We start from the raw sequence: 17,426 nt of genomic DNA, 5'->3' as shown, positions 1-17,426 counted from the left end.
CCTCATTGGAGACAACCGTGAGTCATACCCCCCGTCAAGTCCACATTCAGGAGGTCTCCCCCCGGGACGGTCTTCAGAACGAATGCCGCTTCGTCGATACCGATGCCAAGGTCGCCATGGTCGATGCCTTGAGCGAATGCGGATTCTCGAAGATCGAAGTCACCTCCTTCACCTCTCCCAGGGCGATCCCGGCGCTGCGAGATGCAGAAGCCGTCATGCATCGCATCAAGCGAAACCCCAACGTCGTCTACACGGCGCTGGTGCCGAACATGCGCGGGGCCTTGCGCGCCATGGAATGTCAGATCGACGAGATCAACGTGGTGATGTCGGTGAGCGAAAGCCACAATCGGGCGAACCTTCGCATGAGTCGTGAGGAATCGTTCGTCCAGCTTCGCGACGTGATATCGGCGGTGAAATCCACCACAAGCCGCATCAACGTTTCCCTATCCACTGTCTTCGGCTGCCCGATGGAAGGCGACATCGAAGAGGACGACGTTTTCGCCTGGGTCGAGAAGTTTCACGCGCTCGGCGTGGACGGCATCACACTGTGCGACACCACCGGCATGGCATACCCCAGACAGGTCGGCCGCATCGCGACCCGAGCGATTGCGCTGACGTCCGAAATCGATTTGACGTTCCATTTCCACAACACGCGGGGCATAGCGTTGGCCAACACGCTGGTGGCGCTGGACGCCGGCGTGACACGCTTTGACGCCTGTCTTGGCGGCATCGGGGGTTGCCCGTACGCACCGGGGGCGACCGGCAATGTCTGCACCGAGGACCTCGTGCACATGCTCGAGGTCAATGGCATCGACACGGGCGTCGATCTTGCGTCGGTGCTGAACGTCTCGCGACGTCTGCCGGAGATGATCGGGCACGATGTGCCGAGCCACCTTCTGAAGGCCGGACATCGCCTGACCAAAGCGACGCAAGCCGCCACGCAGGACTGACCGGACCAGGGCGCCTCAAAAGCCATCCAAGAGCCATCCAAGAGCCATCCAAGGGCAATCGAAGGGTGTCGAAGTCAGACACGCGCGAGGGCGACGTATCAACCGTCCTCGCGCGGCGCGGTCAGAAAGTCCAGCAGTCGAAGCGTCTCCGGCGTGCACGCCGCCGCCATCGACGTGCCGATGCAAAGGTTGCGGTGCGCCCAGGCGTCGGTGAGCTCCACCGTCGCCAGTCCTGCGGAGCGCAGTTCGTTACGCACGGCGCCGAGCGGGAGTATCCCGACACCCAGCCCCGACTCGATCATGCGACAAATGCCGTCGAAGCTGCTCACCTGAATTCGCAACTTCAGCACACCTTCCGCACTGAGCGCTTCCTGGCGCATCCGGGCCAGCAACGAACTCCCCTCGTTCAGGCCGACGTATTCATACGCCAGCGTCTGCGCGAACGCCACACGCGGCAAGCCCGCCAGCGGATGCCCAGCAGGCACGAGCAACACCAGTTGATCCGACCGGTAATGGCGTACATCAAGCGACGACGTACGATTGTCTTCAGCGAAAATGCCCAGATCCGCATGTCCGGCCGACACTGCCGACACGATCTCGTGGCTCAAGCGCTCTTCCAGCGATATCTTGACGCTCGGATTCGCCCCGAGGAAGCGACTCAGATCGCACGGCAGAAACTGGACGATCGACGATGTGTTGGCCCACACGCGAACGTGTCCTTTCACGCCGATGGCGTAGTCCCCGACGTCGCTTGCCATTCGGCTGACGGCATCGAGCACCATCCTGGCGTGGTGATGCAGCGCATGTCCGGCGCTCGTGAGCGTCACGCCTCTGGCCCCCCGGATCAGCAGCGCACATCCCGCCGTCCCCTCCAGTTCCGCGACACGCTTGCTGACCGCAGAGAGTGTGAGCTGGCTTTGCGTTGCGGCCTGCGTCAGGCTCCCGGTTTCGGCCACCTTGATGAAAACGCGCAACGATCGGAGATCGAAGTGAGTGGGATTCGCCATTTCGCTGATTTCCTGCTGTTTTCTTGCCGATTCGACGCCAATGTCGATCCGCTTTCCATTTTCCATCCATCTCGGCCGCAAGCGGCAGGCAGCACCGGCGAGCGCGCCGCACCGGCCACCGCGCACTGCCGCCCCCGACTTTACCCTGAGACAAGGATCACAGGCTTTCCACATCGGAAACGACGGTTGAGCATCGATCAATTTCCCGCATTTCACAAGTCGGACAACATCCAGGCTAGCCGCATTGCAAACGTCGCGCGCCTCCCAGGTGGTAACGCAGCCGAGGGGATGACAGACGTTTGCGCGCAGCCATCGTGAAGCACTCGCCGGATACGACAGCCGTACCCCCGGCCGGCGCCCCGAAGCGTCTACAACAACTCGAATGCAGTGGAGACATCATGGAGACAATCCGCACCGGCGCGCAAGCGCTCGCTGCCAATGCCGCCGCAAGCAGCGCTTTCGGCCTTTCCCGGGAGGCCCCCTCACCTTCAGCGGCTGCGCCGACCGGAACCGCACCGACCATCGGACAGCTTCTCGATGCGCTCCCGGTCGGCAAAGCGCACTGGTTCGCCATCGGCATTATCGGCGTCACGCTCTTTTTCGACATGTACGAGATTTTTCTCGTCAGCTCGATTGGCGTGGCTCTCCAGCAAACCTTCGGTATCAGCCGGGATACGCTCGATTTCAAACTGCTTCTGGCGTCGGCGTTCGTCGGCATGTTCTTCGGCGCGTCGGTATTCGGGAGTTTGTCGGACAAGATCGGCCGACGCAACGCGCTCATTTTCAATCTGACGTGGTACAGCGCGTTTTCGTTGCTCGGGGCATTTTCCACGAACGCGACAATGCTCGTGCTAAGCCGCTTCCTGACCGGCATCGGCGTCGGCGCCGTATATCCGATTGCCGACAGTTATCTGTCGGAGATCCTGCCGAAAGATCGTCGCGGCCGGCTCGCCGCCTGGGCATACACAGGCTCATACCTTGCCGTCCCGTTCGTCGGCTTCCTGGCGTTCTATCTGAACGGCGCCAGGGTCGAAGGCGTCGACGGTTGGCGCGTGATGCTCGCCATCGGTAGCCTTGGCGCGGTGATCGTGCTGCTCACGAAACACAAGCTGCCGGAGAGTCCGCGCTGGCTGGCGTCGCGCGGACGCACGAGTGAAGCCTTGCGGGAACTTCGCCGCTTCGCTGCCGGCTCGCAAGTCGGCTTGCCCGAACATGTGGCTGACAGCAGCGCCGGCGTGAAAGCGCTGGGTTTCGGCGAACGCATCGCTTTGCTGCGACGAGCGCCCTACCGCTCGCGCTACGGCATGCTCGTCGTGTTCCATCTGTTTCAGGCGTTCGGCTACTACGGGTTCGGCACGCTCGCGAACGTCGTGCTCAAGAGTCGCGGCTATACCGTCACGGATGGCACGCTGTTCATGGCATTGTCCTTTCTCGGCTACCCGCTCGGCTCGCTGCTCTCGATCCCGCTACTCAAGCACTTCGAGCGGCGCAGTCTGGTGATCTTTGCGGTAATGTCGATCGCCGTGTTCGGCTTGTGCTTCGCCTATGCGCCGACCAACTTTCTGATCGTCCTGTTCGGCGTTGCGACCACCTGTGCGTCCAATGTGTTCAGCAACGCCTATCACGTCTATCAGGCCGAGATATTCCCCTCGGAGATCAAATCGACGGCCGTGGGCAGCACCTACGCGCTATCGAGAATCGTCAGCGGCGCGCTGCCGTTCCTCCTCATCCCCGTGCTGGTCAATTACGGTGCGGGCGTCATGTTCGGCGTCATCTCGCTGGCGCTTTGCATTGTCGCGATTACCGTGAGGTGGCTCGGCCCGACGACCATGCGACGCAGTCAGGACGAACTCAATCCGCGATAACGCGCCGCCCCCCACCGTTCATCGGTCCCGCGCCTGTGCACTGACACCCGCCGACACAGGCGCGCGATAGACCCCTTCCCATTTCGAGACGATCAGCGGCGCCAGCGCGTTACCCAGCACGTTCAACGTTGTGCGCCCCATATCCATCAACCGGTCCACGCCGGCAATGAACGCCAGGCCCTCGATCGGCAATCCGGCGCTCGAGAGCGTCACGAGCAGAATGACGAGCATGAATCCCGGCACGCCCGCCGCGCCCTTGGAAGTCATCGCCATCGTCAGCGTCAGCAAGATCTGCTCCTGCCACCCCAGATGGATGCCATACAGTTGCGCGACGAACAACGTGCCGATGCCGAGATAAATCGACGCGCCATCGAGATTGAAGCTGTAGCCGGTCGGGACCACGAACGTCGTGACGCGCTTCGGCACGCCCAGATCCTCGACCTTCTTCATGATCTGAGGCATCACCGACGCCGAACTGCACGTCGAGAACGCGATGATGAGTTCGTCGCGGATCACCCGCATCAGTCGAAAGATACTGAACCCGAAAACCCGCGCGACCAGGCCCAGCACGACAATACCGAAAAACAGAAGCGCAAGGTACGTGATGACGACGAGTTTGACGAGCGGCAGCAGAGAGGAAAACCCGAATGTCGCGACCGTCACGGCGATCAGCGCACAAACACCGACCGGCGCGTAGCGCATCACGAGGTTCGTCACCTTGAACATGGCCTCGGCGATGCCCCGGAGCGCCGCGATCACCGGAGCGCTCACCCCGTCGGGCAACGATTGCAAACCGATGCCGAAGAGAATCGAAAAGACGATGACCGGCAGCAGATCGCCGCGCGCCATCGAAGCGAAGATGTTATCCGGGATAACGGACACGACGATCGACATGAATCCATGCTGCTGGTGCAGACTCTTGCTGGTGTTCGCCACCGCGGACATATCGGCATGGCCCAGACTTGCCATGTCCATGCCCACCCCGGGCTGCGTCAGATTGCCGACGAGCAGGCCGATGACGATCGCGAGGGTCGTGATCAGCTCGAAATACACCAGGGTCTTCAGGCCGATGCGACCGAGCGATTTACCGTCGCCCACGCCGGCCACCCCGATCGCCATGCTGGTAAATACGATGGGTACCACGACCATCTTCACCAGTTTGACGAAAATGTCGCCGGCGGGCTGCAAAAAGCCGGCAATCGCGGCGTCCCTGACCTCGGGGGCGTGATTGAGTCCAAGTCCGACGACAACGCCGACGAACAGACCGATCACGATTTGCCACGCCAGCCCGATCCTGAGGCTGCGCCGCCCCTCGCGGCTGTCCTGCGGTTGAGATAAGGTTTTCATCGTGTCTCCCGGAAAGGCGGCAGCGCATGCTGCAAGTGTTCGGACAAAGTCTTTTCTCGTGGCAGCCTGCGGCACAAGGCGACGCGGCATTTCGATGCGCATCGCGTTCCGCAACCTGCGAGGCAATTATTCCGATTGCCCGTACGGCAAGCGTTGCGAGAAAAAAATCCGGCGTTGCCAAACTGTCATTGGCCAGTCCGCCCGCGCGCCGATCTCGGGCGGGATAACGCAGTAGAATGGGCGTCGTCCGTGAAGACGAATCGGGGTCCCGATACGGAGCAGGATACGGAGCAAAATCGTGTTGGACATTCAGTGCCTGAAGGACTTTCTCGTCCTCGCAAGACTCAAGCATTTCGGCCGTGCCGCCGAGCAATGCCATGTCTCTACGTCCGGGCTGAGCCGACGTATTCAGGCGCTGGAAATCTGGCTGGGTGCGCCGGTGTTGGTCAGATCGGCAAACGGCATCGAGCTGACGGAGGTCGGACAGCGCTTGTTGCCCATTTCGGCCGATGCCGTCACCGCGCTCGAGAGCGTACGCAAAGCGGTCCATGCGGAAGTCGCCGGCAGACGCGAGCAGATTCGCTTCACCGCGCCGCACATCATGTCGGGGCTCTTCTTCACTTCCTGGTTTCCGCTGCTCAGCGAGCCGTTTCAGAACACCCGATTTTCAGTCACCTCGGACCATCTGGGCGCCTGCATCGCCGGGCTGGACGCCGGCGAAGACGACTTCCTCGTGTTTCTCTGCGACGAAGCGCGCGGCGTGCTCGGTAAAGTGCAGGCATCGCTCGACCGCACCGCGTACACGATGCTCACCCTCGGCACGGAGCGTCTCACTCCGGTGAGCGCACCGGACGCCCGTGGCATGCCGTTGCACAGCCTGGATGTCGGCACCACGACATCGGTGTCGCTGCTCGGATACGACGAGGCTTGTTCACTGTCCTGGGCACTGGACGCCAATCTCGTCAACACGACAGGACTGCCGATGTTCAGGCGTCGCCATGAGAACTCCGTGGCCGACGGTGTGAGGTCGATGGCGCTCGCGGGACTCGGCGTTGCCTGGCTGCCGAAAAGAATGGTGGAGGCCGATCTGCAAGCCGGTCGGCTGGTCGCGGCAAGTTCGAGACAGCTCGATATTTCGATGGACGTCACCATCGCGAGACGCACCGGAGCGCTGAGCGACAGCGCAGAACGCTTGTGGGAGTATCTTTTGCGCACGAACGCCGCGCAATCCGTCGCGCCCCGCCCGACTGTCTCCGCCGCCTGACTTTCTCCGCCGCCCGCGCCGCCTGACGCACGGTCGAGGCGGCTCGCGCCCGCGCAAGATCCCGCCGACGATGTTGCGAATTGCTCATCGACAGCCGGCATTCCCGCAACCCGCAAGTCCCCCCGCACTCGCATACTGAGCACTCGTCAACACGGATTCAGGTGAAGTATGAGCGCTGCCCATCGTCCCCTTGCCGGCGTACTCTGCCCGGTGATCACCCCGTTTACCGAGACATTGGTACCGGACACGCCCCGTTTTCTCAGACAGTGCCGCTGGCTGCTCGAGAACGATGTCGGTCTCGCGGTGTTCGGCACGAATTCCGAAGGGAACTCGCTTTCCGTACAGGAGCGCATCGGCCTTCTCCATGCCATGGCCGATGCCGGCATTCCCATGTCCCGTGTGCTTGCCGGCACCGGCGCATGCTCGCTTAGCGACGCCGTCACGCTGACGAACGTTGCAACGGCGCTGGGTTGCGCGGGCGTGCTCATGCTGCCGCCCTTCTACTACAAGACGGTGAGCGACGACGGACTCTTCGCGTTCTACGCAGAAGTGCTGGCCGGCGTGAAGCGCGGGCAACCTGCCGTGTATCTGTATCACATCCCCGGCGTTGCAAACATCGGGTTCTCGCACGAGCTCATCGCTCGCCTGATCGGGCAGTACCCCGGCGTCATTCGGGGAATCAAGGACACCGGCGGCGACCCGTCCCAAACGCGTGACTTGCTGGCAAGCTTCGCGTCGGAGGATTTCGCCGTATTCCCCGGCAATGAGTCCGACCTCGTGAAGTTCATGGAAGCGGGGGCGGCAGGCTGCATCAGCGCTACAGCCAACGTCAATCCCAAGGGACTGGTTGCGCTCTATCGAAGCCTGGGCTCCCCGGAGGCCGGGCAAATGCAGGCCCGTGCCGACGCCATTCGGGCAGCGTTCGCAAAGCACCCGATGATTCCGGCGCTCAAAGCCGCGCTGGCATGGGCGTTCCAGGACGACAATCTGCTGCGCGTTCGCCCGCCCCTGATGGCGCTGTCGCAAGCCCAACGTGAGCAGCTCGTGTCGGCGCTGATCTCGCTCGATTTCCAGCCCCCAGTCCTGCGCGAAGCCCTTCGGGAGGCGATATGACCGATCCACTTCAGCTTTCGTCTGCCTCACTGCCGCCTCCCCACACGCCGACGGGCTGCTATGCGTCGGTGATCGTTCAGGGCGACTTCGCTTTTGTCTCCGGGCAACTTCCACGCAAAGACGGCACACTCGCCGTACGTGGCAGAGTGGGTGACGATGTCACGCCGGAAGCGGCAAAAAGTGCTGCCCGGCTCTGCGCGCTGAACTGCCTGGCGGCCATCGAGCGCGCCCTGGGCGGACTGGACAACGTGGCGCAGATCTGTCGCGTTTCGGGATACGTCGCGTGTACCAGCGATTTTGATGCGCACGCCGACGTGATCGACGCGGCGTCGGCAGTCCTCGTCGATCGGCTGGGGGATCGAGGACGACACAGCCGCACGTCGATCGGCGTGGCGTCGCTGCCACGCCGGGCGCCCGTCGAACTCGACATGATCGTCTCCATCAAGCGGTAATCCCATGCGCGCTCCACACGATAACGAAATATGCGCCGGATCAGCGAAGCCGTTCGAGCGCCGCCAGACCGCGCCGGGGTCGGCGGCGGCGATTCATCTCAATCACGCGTCGGCGAGTCTGGCCGATCAGAGCGTGTTCGATGCGCAGCGCCGATACCTCGATGCGGAAGCGCGATACGGCCCCCATCGCGCAGTCGAGCAATTGTCGAACGAGCTCGACGAGTTGCCCGCGGCGCTGGGCGCATTGCTGGGTGCGCACCCCGAGCAGATAGCGCTGACGGAATCCGCCTCCCGCGGCTGGGCGCTGGCCCTCAGCGCCCTGCACCCCGCCCGGCGCCTGCAGGTGTTTGTCGGCGAGCACGAGTGGGGAGGAAATCTGTGCAGCGTGCTCGCCACCCCACGCGCAAGCCTGACGGTTCTTCGTCGCGCCCCCGGCGAGACCTGGCGCTGCGTTGTGCGCGAAGCGCTCGATAGACGCGAGCGCGACGCCGTTCCGGTGGTATCGCTGCCGCTGATCGGCTGCGCATCGGGAGCGCTGAATGCGTTGTCCGGCGTGGCCACGGCCGTGCGCGACGCGGGCGGCTGGCTATTCGTGGATGCGAGTCAGGCTGTGGGACAAGTGCATGTCGATGCGAACGCGCTGGGCGCCGACGTTTTGGTGTTTCCGATGCGCAAGTGGCTGCGCGGCCCGCGTGGCATTGCCGTACTGTGCCTCTCGATGCGGGCACTCGCACAATTCGAGACGCCGGCCTTGATCGACGTTTTCGGCAGTTGCGCCGAGCCAACGGCCCACCGGGGCCTGAACGACCACGGCATGGCGCTGAAACTCGACGCCGGCGCGCGGCGGTTTCAACTGTATGAGCACAACCCCGGCTTACGCCTCGGGGCACTCGCGGCCGTGCGCGTCGCACAGCGCACGGGTATCGACACCATCCACGCCCATACCTGCGCCTTGAGCGCGAAACTCCACGAAAGGCTCCAGCGCATTGCGGGCGTCTCGTGGATCGATCGCCCCGACACCGGCCTTCTCGGCGTGGTGTTCGACAACCGCCTTTGCCGCGATATCGCGCATCGTCTGTGGACGCAGGGCATCAACGTCGCATCGATAGGACGCCGCTATTCGCCATTGAGCCCGCACGGCGACCGGCTCGGCGACGTGCTTCGCCTCAGCGCCCATATCGTGACAGAGCCCCGTGAGATCGACGTCGCGGTCGATGCACTCGAACGCATCGTCACCTCGCCGCTGGCTGCGACGTGACCGCTCGACATATCCATCCCGCGAAAGGCTTGCTAAGCATATTCGCCAATATTGGTTGGATTCGTGGTCGTCCATCCCTATAGTCGCCCGGATGCCTGCTCCGTCTGGCAGCACTCTCGGAAGACGAAACAGCGGGTAGTCGGCGTATGGACGAGCTTTTTATGCAGGAATGGTTGCCATCGCACCATTTCGGGGAACATGCGGCAGCGGTGATACGCGTCGCCGAAGTACTGCGCGCAACGGCGGCGCAACGCGACCGGGAAGGCGGTACGGCATGGCACGAGCGCGAACGGCTTCGCGAGAGCGGCTTGCTGTCCTTGGCGATTCCCCATGAGTTCGGTGGACTCGGCGCCGCGTGGACGACCATTCTGCAAATCGTTCGCCGCCTCGCCGTAGAGGACAGTTCGCTTGCTCATCTCTTCGGCTTTCAGCATCTTCAGGTGGCCTCCGTACGCCTGTTCGCTTCGCCGGAACAGCAATCGTACTACCTGGAAAACACCGTGAGCCGGCGGTGGTTCTGGGGCAACGCCGTCAATGCCCGCGACACGCGGCTGAGCGTCACGCGAACGCCGACGGGTTTCGAACTCAACGGTGTCAAGAGTTTCTGCTCTGGTTCGCGAGGCGCCGACATGCTCATGATCTCCGTGACATTGGGTAGCGAGCCCGCCGACCGGCGCTTCCTCGCGATTCCGGCCTCCCGGCATGGCGTCACCGTCAATGACGACTGGGATAACGTCGGACAACGCCAGACCGACAGCGGCACGATCTCGTTCGCGCGTGTGGCCGTAGACGCCACGGAATCGCTCGGCCCGCCCGGCGTGGCAAGCAGCCCGCGCGCCACGCTGCGCAACCTCATCGGTCAACTGATTCTCACCGAGATCTATCTCGGCAACGCGCTGGGCGCGCTCCGGGACGCCATCGGCTACGTGAAGCAAAGCGCCCGCCCCTGGGCGGTCGCCGGCGTGGAACAGGCGCGCGACGACGGACTGATTCAACTGCGAATCGGCGGCATGTGGCCCGATCTGAAAGCCTCACTCCTGCTCGCTGACGACGCACTGCATGCGTTTGAACACGCCTGGAATCTCGGTCTCGAGCTGAGCGCACAAGCGCGCGGCAAGCTGGCCTTGCAGATCGCGGCGGCAAGACTTCATGCCGGGCGCACCGCGTTGCGCATCACGTCCGACATTTTCGAGCTGATGGGCGCGAGCGCGACCACGCGCCGCGACGGGTTCGACCGGTACTGGCGCAACGTGCGCGTGCACACGCTGCACGATCCGCTGGACTATCGGCAGAAAGCCCTTGGCCAGTGGATGCTGACGGACGCGCTACCCGATCCGTACGCCTAGGCGTGCCCGTTACCGAACGATAGTGAACCGTAGTGAACCATAGTTGAAGGCGGTCCCGCGAGGATCGCGATAGGTGGCCAGTCATACGTCAATGCAATCTGAACATGAATGAGGGGTGCGGTATGGATCGTCGGGGGTTTGTGAAAACGTTGAGCGCGCTGAGCATGCTGGGTATCGGTGTCCATCGGATACCGGATGCCCGCGCGGCGCAGAAAATCGTGGTCGCCGAAAGTCAGGGCTTCAGCTGGGCAGTTCCGTATCTGGTGTCGAGCAAAGACTATTGGCGCGCGCAAGGTATCGAGGCCACGACGCTCGCCTTCACCTCCGGGCGGCTGGCGTTCGACGCGGTTCAGGCCGGAAAAGCCCAATTCGCCACCACCACCGACAGCGTGATCGGGCTGGCAGGGGCGAACGGTGTCAATACGGTGATCGTGGCGGAATTCACACGCTTGTCGAGCGGCATGGTCGTTGCCGCCCGCACCGACCGCGGCATCGATACCCCGGCGCAACTCAAAGGCAAGCGCATCGCCACCCCGCTGGGAACCAGTGGCCATTATTTTCTCTCGCGCTACCTCTCGCTCTGGGGCTTGAGCCTGAAAGACGTGACGCTGGTCAACGTGGGCGGTGGCGATGTCGTCTCCGCCATCGGGAAAAACGGCGTGGATGCATTCGCCTGGGGGTTCGATTCCGGGCAAAGAGCCGTCGCGGACTACCCGGGACTGGTCCGCCTGCTGCCGGACACCGGTCTCGAGAAGGTCTTTGTCAGCCATTACGTGTTGACAGCGCCCGAAGCGGTCGTGCGGCAACAGCCGAAACTCGTGGAAGGCGCCGTGCGCGCGCTGCTCACCGCCGAGCAGTTCTATCTCGAGCATCCACAGGACGCCGCCGCGCTCGTGGCCGAACGTACGAAGGCATCGCTGGCGGCAACGCAGGCGGGCTTCGGCACGATGCAAGTCGGCGTGCGCCTCGACAACCGTCTGCTCGACGATCTCGTGCTCAACGGCGAATGGGCGATCAACGCAGGGCTGGCCCAACGTCCCAAGGAAGACTTGCGCTCGCTGTACCGCAAGCTTGTCTACACCGACGCCCTCAAGGCGGTCGCCCCGCATCGGGTCACCCTCTCGTGAACGCCCTGCCCCATATCGTCCACTCGTCGCCCGCCGTCTCGATACAGGGCGTGTCGCAGCTCTACACCACACGCTCCGGCGACCTGAACTGGGCCCTTACCGACGTCGATCTGGAGATCGGCGATCACGAATTCGTGTGCGCGATCGGGCCCAGCGGATGCGGCAAGACCACGCTGCTTAATTTGATCGCCGGGTTTCTCAAGCCGACGCTCGGCACGGTGTCGGTGCACGGCACGCCGGTGCAGGGGCCGGGGCCCGAGCGTGGCGTCATCTTTCAGGAATACGCGCTGTTCCCGTGGCTCTCCACGCGACGAAACGTGGAGTTCGGACTGAAACAGCAAGGGGTCCCGCGCGCGGAGCGACGCAGGCGAGCCGACGACTTGCTTGCGCTTGTCGGCCTCGCGCACGCGGGCGACCGGTATCCGTTCGAGCTGTCGGGCGGCATGCGTCAGCGCGTGGCCGTCGCGCGTGCGCTGGCGACCCGGCCCCAGGTTCTGCTCATGGATGAACCGTTCGCGGCCATCGATGCGCTCACTCGATCGCTGCTTCAGGACGAGTTACTGCGCGTATGGCGCGAACTCAAGCTCTCGATCTTCTTTATCACGCACAACATCGAGGAAGCCGTGTTCCTCGCGCAGCGCGTCGTCGTCATGAGCCCGCATCCGGGACGCATCCACGACATCGTGGATGTGCCCCTGCCCTACCCGCGCGAACGCGGCGATCCCGCCTTCGGCCAGATCTACGAGCGCATCAGCAAAGTTTTCGAAACGCTAAATACCACGGAGCGTGTGGCGTGAGTACGAGTCCGCAAGGAGGCCTGCGCCTCTTATCCGACAGCCCCGACGCGCCGGCCAATCCGCCGTCGTCCCGCTCGCCGTCCGGGAGTACGACGGCGCTGCCCTCTCGCGCGTCCGACCGACAGGACATCGCGCGTCGCCAGGCCATCGAAGATGCCGTACGACAGGCCCGGCGCACCCGGCAATGGAGTGCGCTCGGCAAGCAGTGGCTGCTGGGCGTGCTGGGATGTCTGCTGTTTCTGGCGGTGTGGGAAATCGTTCCCCGCCTCATTCCGGGGATCAATCTGAACATGTTCCCGCCGCCATCGCGGGTGGCTGGCGTGTTTGCCGAGATGACGTGGGGAACCGGCGAGATATGGCCGCATGTGGGCGCCAGTCTTCAGCGCGCACTCGCGGGTTTTCTGCTCGGCTCGACGCTGGGCGTCATCGCCGGCGTGCTGACCGGACACTTCACTGCGCTGCGTCATCTGAGTGATCCGGTGCTGCATGCCCTGCGCGCCATTCCCTCCATCGCCATCGTGCCGCTCGCGATCGTATGGTTCGGCCTGGGAGATCTGTCCAAGGTCATGCTGATCGCCTGGGGCGCCTTCTTCCCAGTGTGGATCAACACGTTCTTCGGTGTGCGCGACATTTCGCCCGCTTATCTGCGCTCGGCGGCATCGCTCGGTGCGCGACGCGCCGCCATCGCGCTTCAAGTCGCACTTCCCGCCGCGCTGCCTTTCGTTTTCGCAGGCTTGCGGCAAGCGACATCGGTGTCGTTCGTGGTGCTCGTGGCCGCCGAGCTGGTCGGTTCGGAAAAGGGGCTGGGCTACCTCATTTCGTTCGCGCATCTGGTCTTTCGCGTCGACATCATGTTCGTCGGCCTCATCTATCTCGGTGCGCTCGGCTTCGTCGCCGACCAGCTCTTTGCGTGGCTGTTGCACCGCGTGTTTCCGTGGTACGGCGCGGAGGCGAAGCGATGAGCGTCAAAGCCGATCTGATTCTGCACGGCGGGCACATTCTCACGATGGAGCCCGGCGCGGCGCCTGCGCAGGCGATCGCCATCGCGGGCGAGCGCATTTTGGCCGTCGGCCGCGACGCCGAGGTACTCTCCCAATCGCAATCGTCGAACACGAAGGTGGTCGACCTTGCGGGGCGCTCGGTCATCCCGGGCGTCGTCGACGCGCATGCGCACATGGAGCGGGAGGGCCTGAAGACGCTGCGCCCGTCGCTTGCGCACGCGCGGCAGATCTCGGACGTGCTCGACGTCATTCGACGGGAAGTCGAGCGCACGCCCAAGGGCGAATGGATTGTCACCATGCCGGTCGGCCAGCCGCCGTTCTATTTCGATGGCCCGCTGACACTGGCGGAAAAGCGCATGCCGGATCGTCACGAACTGGATGCCGTCGCGCCGGATCATCCGGTCTATATTCCCGGACTCTTCGGCAACTGGGGCGTCCCGCCCGGCCACAGTGCGCTCAACTCGCTCGCGCTCACGCGCAACGGCATCCACGCCGGCACTTGCCCTGACTGTGAGGGCATCGACATCGAGCTCGGCGCCGATGGCCAGCCGACGGGCGTCATCGTGGAGACCAACAAGCGTCCGCTCATCGAGTTCGCCGTACTCACGCAAGTTCCGCCCTTCGACTATCACGACCGGATCGAAGGGTTGCGCCGCTCCTTGCCGCGATATCACCAGTTCGGCACGACAAGCGTCTATGAAGGCCATGGCTCCGCGCCCGAGACCATCGCGGTCTATCGTGCGCTGTGGGAGGCCGGCGAGCTGACGATGCGTACCCGTCTTTGCGTCAGTCCGACATGGAACAACGCGGTGGAGGCACGCCTGGCCATGCGCGACTGGCTGTCGTTTGCGCGAGGCAGCGGACTCGGTGATCCGTGGTTCGCCGTCTCCGGGGTATTCATCGGCCTCGGCGGCGCCAACGCGACCGCCCGCGCGGTGCGCAAAGCACTGCCCAACACCGGATGGTCGGGCTTCGTCGAGTGGGCCAATCGTATCGAGGATTTTCGCGATTACGCGTGGCTGGCAGCCGAGTTCGATCTGCGCGTGCATAGCGTGGTGATCGATCGCCTGAGCGAAGTGCTGGATGTCTTCGAAGCCATCGACCGACGGTTCCCGATTGCCGGCCGCCGCTGGGTGGTGGAGCATCTGGGGCGGCTCGACCCGAACGACCTGCCGCGCATCCGGCGCCTCGGCCTGCGTGTCACGACGATCCCGTTCTACATGCTCTGGAAAAACGGCGCGTCTCGCCTCGAAGAACCCCACGACGGCAACCGGTTCGTCGCGCAGCGCACGTTGATGGAAGCCGGCATCGATGTCGCGTCGGGAAGCGACAACATTCCCGTCAGCCCGTTCAGCGCCGTCTGGGCGAGTGTGGTGCGTGCCGAGCGCACCACCGGGAAAGTCATCGGCCCGGATCAGCGGCTCACGCGCCTTCAGGCCATCGAAACGGTCACGCGCAACGGTGCCTTCCTGAGCTTCGAAGAGGCATACAAGGGCACGCTCGCGCCCGGCAAATGGGCGGACCTGGCGGTGTTGAGCGCGAATCCGCTCGAGGTTCCCGACGCCGATCTGCTGACACTGCAAGCGAGTCTGACGCTGGTAGGCGGTCGCGAAGTGCATCGCTCGGCCACATACTGAGCGATGTGATGCGCCGGGCGTCTGTCCGTGATGACGTTCGACGCCCACACGTCTGCCCGGGCGCAAATCAGCGGGTACCCCCAACCGCGTCAACGAAGCAAATCGGCTTTTGAAAGCACCGGTCGCCCTATGAGAAGCGAACGACTTTCGCACATATCGATTCAAGAATCGGTTATTGGATTGCTCCGCGACAGCGTTTTTATACTGACCATCAATCTGGCACTCGATAACGGAGAGTGCCAGGATCGAGACCGCAATCAGACTCCCAAGGAAATGTCATGAGCCTTCGTCCCCTTCAGGATCGCGTCATCGTCAAACGTGTCGATGAGGCAACCCAAACCGCCTCCGGGATCGTGCTGCCCGGCAGCGCAGCAGAGAAGCCCGATCAGGGCGAGGTCGTCGCCGTCGGCCCGGGTCGGCGAGACAAGGACGGTCGCCATATCGAACTCGACGTCAAGGTCGGCGACCGTGTGCTGTTCGGCAAATACAGTGGTCAGGCAGTCAAAGTGGACAGTCATGAGCTTCTGGTGCTCCGCGAAGACGACATCGTCGCGGTGCTCGGCTAAGGCCATCTCTCAATACGCAATCCCCTAATCCAATCATCCAGGCTAGGAAACACCATGGCAGCCAAAGACATCGTATTGCGCGACGCCGCACGTACCAAACTCGTAGAGGGCGTCAATATTCTTGCCGATGCAGTGAAAGTGACGCTCGGCCCGAAGGGGCGCAACGTCGTGATCGAGCGCAGCTTCGGTGCGCCCGTCGTAACCAAGGACGGCGTATCGGTAGCCAAGGAAATCGAGCTTGCCGACAAACTCCAGAACATCGGCGCACAACTCGTCAAAGAAGTCGCCTCGAAGACCAGCGATGTGGCCGGCGACGGCACGACGACGGCGACCGTGCTGGCGCAGGCAATCGTGCGCGAGGGCCAGAAATACGTGGCGGCGGGCCTCAATCCGCTGGATCTGAAGCGCGGCATCGACCGCGCCGTCGGGGTGGCGGTCGAAGCACTGCGAAACATCAGCAAGCCGACCACCACCAGCAAGGAAATCGCGCAAGTCGCCACCATTTCGGCGAACGGCGAAGCGTCGATCGGTCAGCGTATCGCCGAAGCGATCGATCGCGTGGGCAAGGAAGGCGTCATCACGGTCGAGGACGGCAAGTCGCTCGCCGACGAACTCGACGTCGTGGAGGGGCTACAGTTCGATCGCGGCTATCTCTCGCCCTACTTCGTCAACGACGCGGAAAAGCAGATCGCCGTGCTCGAATCTCCTTACGTGCTGCTGCATGACAAGAAGATCAGCAATATTCGCGACCTGCTGCCCCTGCTCGAACAGGTGGCCAAGGCCGGCCGACCGTTGCTCATCATTGCGGAAGATGTCGAAGGCGAGGCGCTCGCCACGCTGGTCGTCAACAACATTCGCGGCATTCTCAAGACGGTCGCCGTCAAGGCCCCCGGGTTCGGCGATCGCCGACGCGCATTGCTCGAAGACATCGCCATTCTCACGGGCGGCCAGGTCATCGCCGAAGAAACCGGGCTTTCGCTCGAGAAAGCGACGCTGGCCGAGTTGGGCCAGGCCAAGCGTATCGAAGTCGGCAAGGAAAACACGACGGTGATCGACGGGGCGGGCGATGCGGCCAATATCCAGTCGCGCGTGAAGCAAATTCGCGTGCAGATCGAAGAGGCGAGCTCCGATTACGATCGCGAGAAGCTTCAGGAGCGCGTGGCGAAGCTCGCCGGCGGCGTCGCCGTCATCAAGGTCGGCGGTGCGACCGAGATTGAAGTGAAGGAGAAAAAGGATCGGGTCGACGATGCACTCCATGCCACACGGGCAGCCGTCGAAGAGGGGATCGTGCCGGGCGGGGGTGTGGCGTTGATTCGCGTACGGGAAAGCGTGCGCGAGGTACGCGGGGACAACGCCGATCAGGACGCCGGTGTCAAAATCGTGCTGCGCGCACTCGAAGAGCCGCTGCGTCAGATTGTCGCGAACGCGGGCGACGAGCCGAGCGTCGTCGTGAACAAGGTCGCACAAGGCACGGGCAACTTCGGCTACAACGCAGCCATCGGCGAGTATGGCGATCTGGTTGAACTGGGCGTGCTCGATCCGACAAAAGTCACCCGTACGGCGTTGCAGAACGCGGCGTCGGTGGCAGGCCTGCTGCTCACCACGGATGCAACCGTTGTCGAAAGCGCCAAGGCCGTCGCGCCCGCGCCGGGTGGCGCAGCAGGCGGCGCGGGCGGGCCCGGATTCGACTTCTGAA

General features: G+C 63.5%; 15 protein-coding genes. 13 read left to right on the top strand and 2 right to left on the bottom strand.

Annotated features, from left to right (window positions below; translation table 11 throughout):
- Nucleotides 1–17 precede the first annotated feature (17 nt).
- Nucleotides 18–950 (top strand): hydroxymethylglutaryl-CoA lyase, encoded by a 933-nt coding sequence (locus PAN31108_RS15985; RefSeq protein WP_150669799.1) that lies wholly within the window; start codon nt 18–20, stop codon nt 948–950.
- Between the two features lie 98 nt (nt 951–1,048).
- Here the strand turns inward: PAN31108_RS15985 and PAN31108_RS15980 are convergent, their stop codons facing one another.
- Nucleotides 1,049–1,957 carry a LysR family transcriptional regulator gene (locus PAN31108_RS15980; RefSeq protein WP_150669798.1) on the bottom strand — a complete coding sequence of 303 codons (909 nt, stop codon included), beginning with the start codon at nt 1,955–1,957 and terminating at the stop codon, nt 1,049–1,051.
- Between the two features lie 398 nt (nt 1,958–2,355).
- Here PAN31108_RS15980 and PAN31108_RS15975 point away from each other — a divergent pair, with 398 nt between their 5' ends.
- Nucleotides 2,356–3,822 (top strand): MFS transporter, encoded by a 1,467-nt coding sequence (locus PAN31108_RS15975; protein WP_150669797.1) that lies wholly within the window; start codon nt 2,356–2,358, stop codon nt 3,820–3,822.
- Between the two features lie 18 nt (nt 3,823–3,840).
- On the opposite strand, the gene PAN31108_RS15970 is transcribed toward PAN31108_RS15975, so the two are convergent.
- A complete protein-coding gene (locus PAN31108_RS15970; protein WP_150669796.1) occupies nt 3,841–5,169 on the bottom strand; it encodes a cation:dicarboxylate symporter family transporter in 1,329 nt (442 codons plus the stop codon).
- Nucleotides 5,170–5,467: 298 nt separating this feature from the next.
- Here PAN31108_RS15970 and PAN31108_RS15965 point away from each other — a divergent pair, with 298 nt between their 5' ends.
- The 11 genes from PAN31108_RS15965 to groL all read left to right on the top strand — a co-directional run bounded on the left by PAN31108_RS15965 (nt 5,468) and on the right by groL (nt 17,425).
- A complete protein-coding gene (locus PAN31108_RS15965) occupies nt 5,468–6,433 on the top strand; it encodes a LysR family transcriptional regulator (RefSeq protein ID WP_150669795.1) in 966 nt (321 codons plus the stop codon).
- A 168-nt stretch (nt 6,434–6,601) separates the two neighbouring features.
- A complete protein-coding gene (locus tag PAN31108_RS15960; RefSeq protein ID WP_150669794.1) occupies nt 6,602–7,546 on the top strand; it encodes a dihydrodipicolinate synthase family protein in 945 nt (314 codons plus the stop codon).
- Entirely contained in the window at nt 7,543–7,998 is a 456-nt protein-coding gene (locus PAN31108_RS15955) for a RidA family protein (protein ID WP_150669793.1), read from the top strand. Before PAN31108_RS15960 ends, PAN31108_RS15955 begins: the two co-directional genes overlap by 4 nt.
- 4 nt (nt 7,999–8,002) lie before the next feature.
- Nucleotides 8,003–9,256, top strand: coding sequence for an aminotransferase class V-fold PLP-dependent enzyme (locus tag PAN31108_RS15950; protein WP_150669792.1), 1,254 nt, complete (start codon nt 8,003–8,005; stop codon nt 9,254–9,256).
- A gap of 146 nt (nt 9,257–9,402) precedes the next feature.
- Nucleotides 9,403–10,602 (top strand): acyl-CoA dehydrogenase family protein, encoded by a 1,200-nt coding sequence (locus PAN31108_RS15945; protein WP_150669791.1) that lies wholly within the window; start codon nt 9,403–9,405, stop codon nt 10,600–10,602.
- Between the two features lie 140 nt (nt 10,603–10,742).
- Nucleotides 10,743–11,729: an ABC transporter substrate-binding protein gene (locus tag PAN31108_RS26835; RefSeq protein ID WP_246183994.1), complete on the top strand. Its 987-nt coding sequence runs from the start codon at nt 10,743–10,745 to the stop codon at nt 11,727–11,729.
- Nucleotides 11,726–12,526 (top strand): ABC transporter ATP-binding protein, encoded by an 801-nt coding sequence (locus PAN31108_RS15935; protein ID WP_246183993.1) that lies wholly within the window; start codon nt 11,726–11,728, stop codon nt 12,524–12,526. The genes PAN31108_RS26835 and PAN31108_RS15935 overlap by 4 nt, the downstream gene beginning before the upstream one ends.
- Nucleotides 12,523–13,488 carry an ABC transporter permease gene (locus tag PAN31108_RS15930; protein ID WP_246183992.1) on the top strand — a complete coding sequence of 322 codons (966 nt, stop codon included), beginning with the start codon at nt 12,523–12,525 and terminating at the stop codon, nt 13,486–13,488. Before PAN31108_RS15935 ends, PAN31108_RS15930 begins: the two co-directional genes overlap by 4 nt.
- Complete coding sequence (locus PAN31108_RS15925; RefSeq protein WP_174995013.1) at nt 13,485–15,164, top strand: amidohydrolase; 1,680 nt, start codon at nt 13,485–13,487, stop codon at nt 15,162–15,164. The genes PAN31108_RS15930 and PAN31108_RS15925 overlap by 4 nt, the downstream gene beginning before the upstream one ends.
- Nucleotides 15,165–15,442: 278 nt before the next feature.
- Nucleotides 15,443–15,730 carry a co-chaperone GroES gene (locus tag PAN31108_RS15920; protein ID WP_150669788.1) on the top strand — a complete coding sequence of 96 codons (288 nt, stop codon included), beginning with the start codon at nt 15,443–15,445 and terminating at the stop codon, nt 15,728–15,730.
- A gap of 54 nt (nt 15,731–15,784) precedes the next feature.
- Complete coding sequence (gene groL, locus PAN31108_RS15915) at nt 15,785–17,425, top strand: chaperonin GroEL (protein ID WP_150669787.1); 1,641 nt, start codon at nt 15,785–15,787, stop codon at nt 17,423–17,425.
- The last annotated feature ends 1 nt before the right edge of the window (nt 17,426 follow it).

Origin of the sequence: Pandoraea anhela, assembly GCF_902459655.1 — a bacterium.
In the GTDB taxonomy this organism is placed as follows: domain Bacteria; phylum Pseudomonadota; class Gammaproteobacteria; order Burkholderiales; family Burkholderiaceae; genus Pandoraea; species Pandoraea anhela.
Note: the sequence above shows the minus strand (reverse complement) of the source record. Positions and strands in the feature narration are given on the sequence as shown.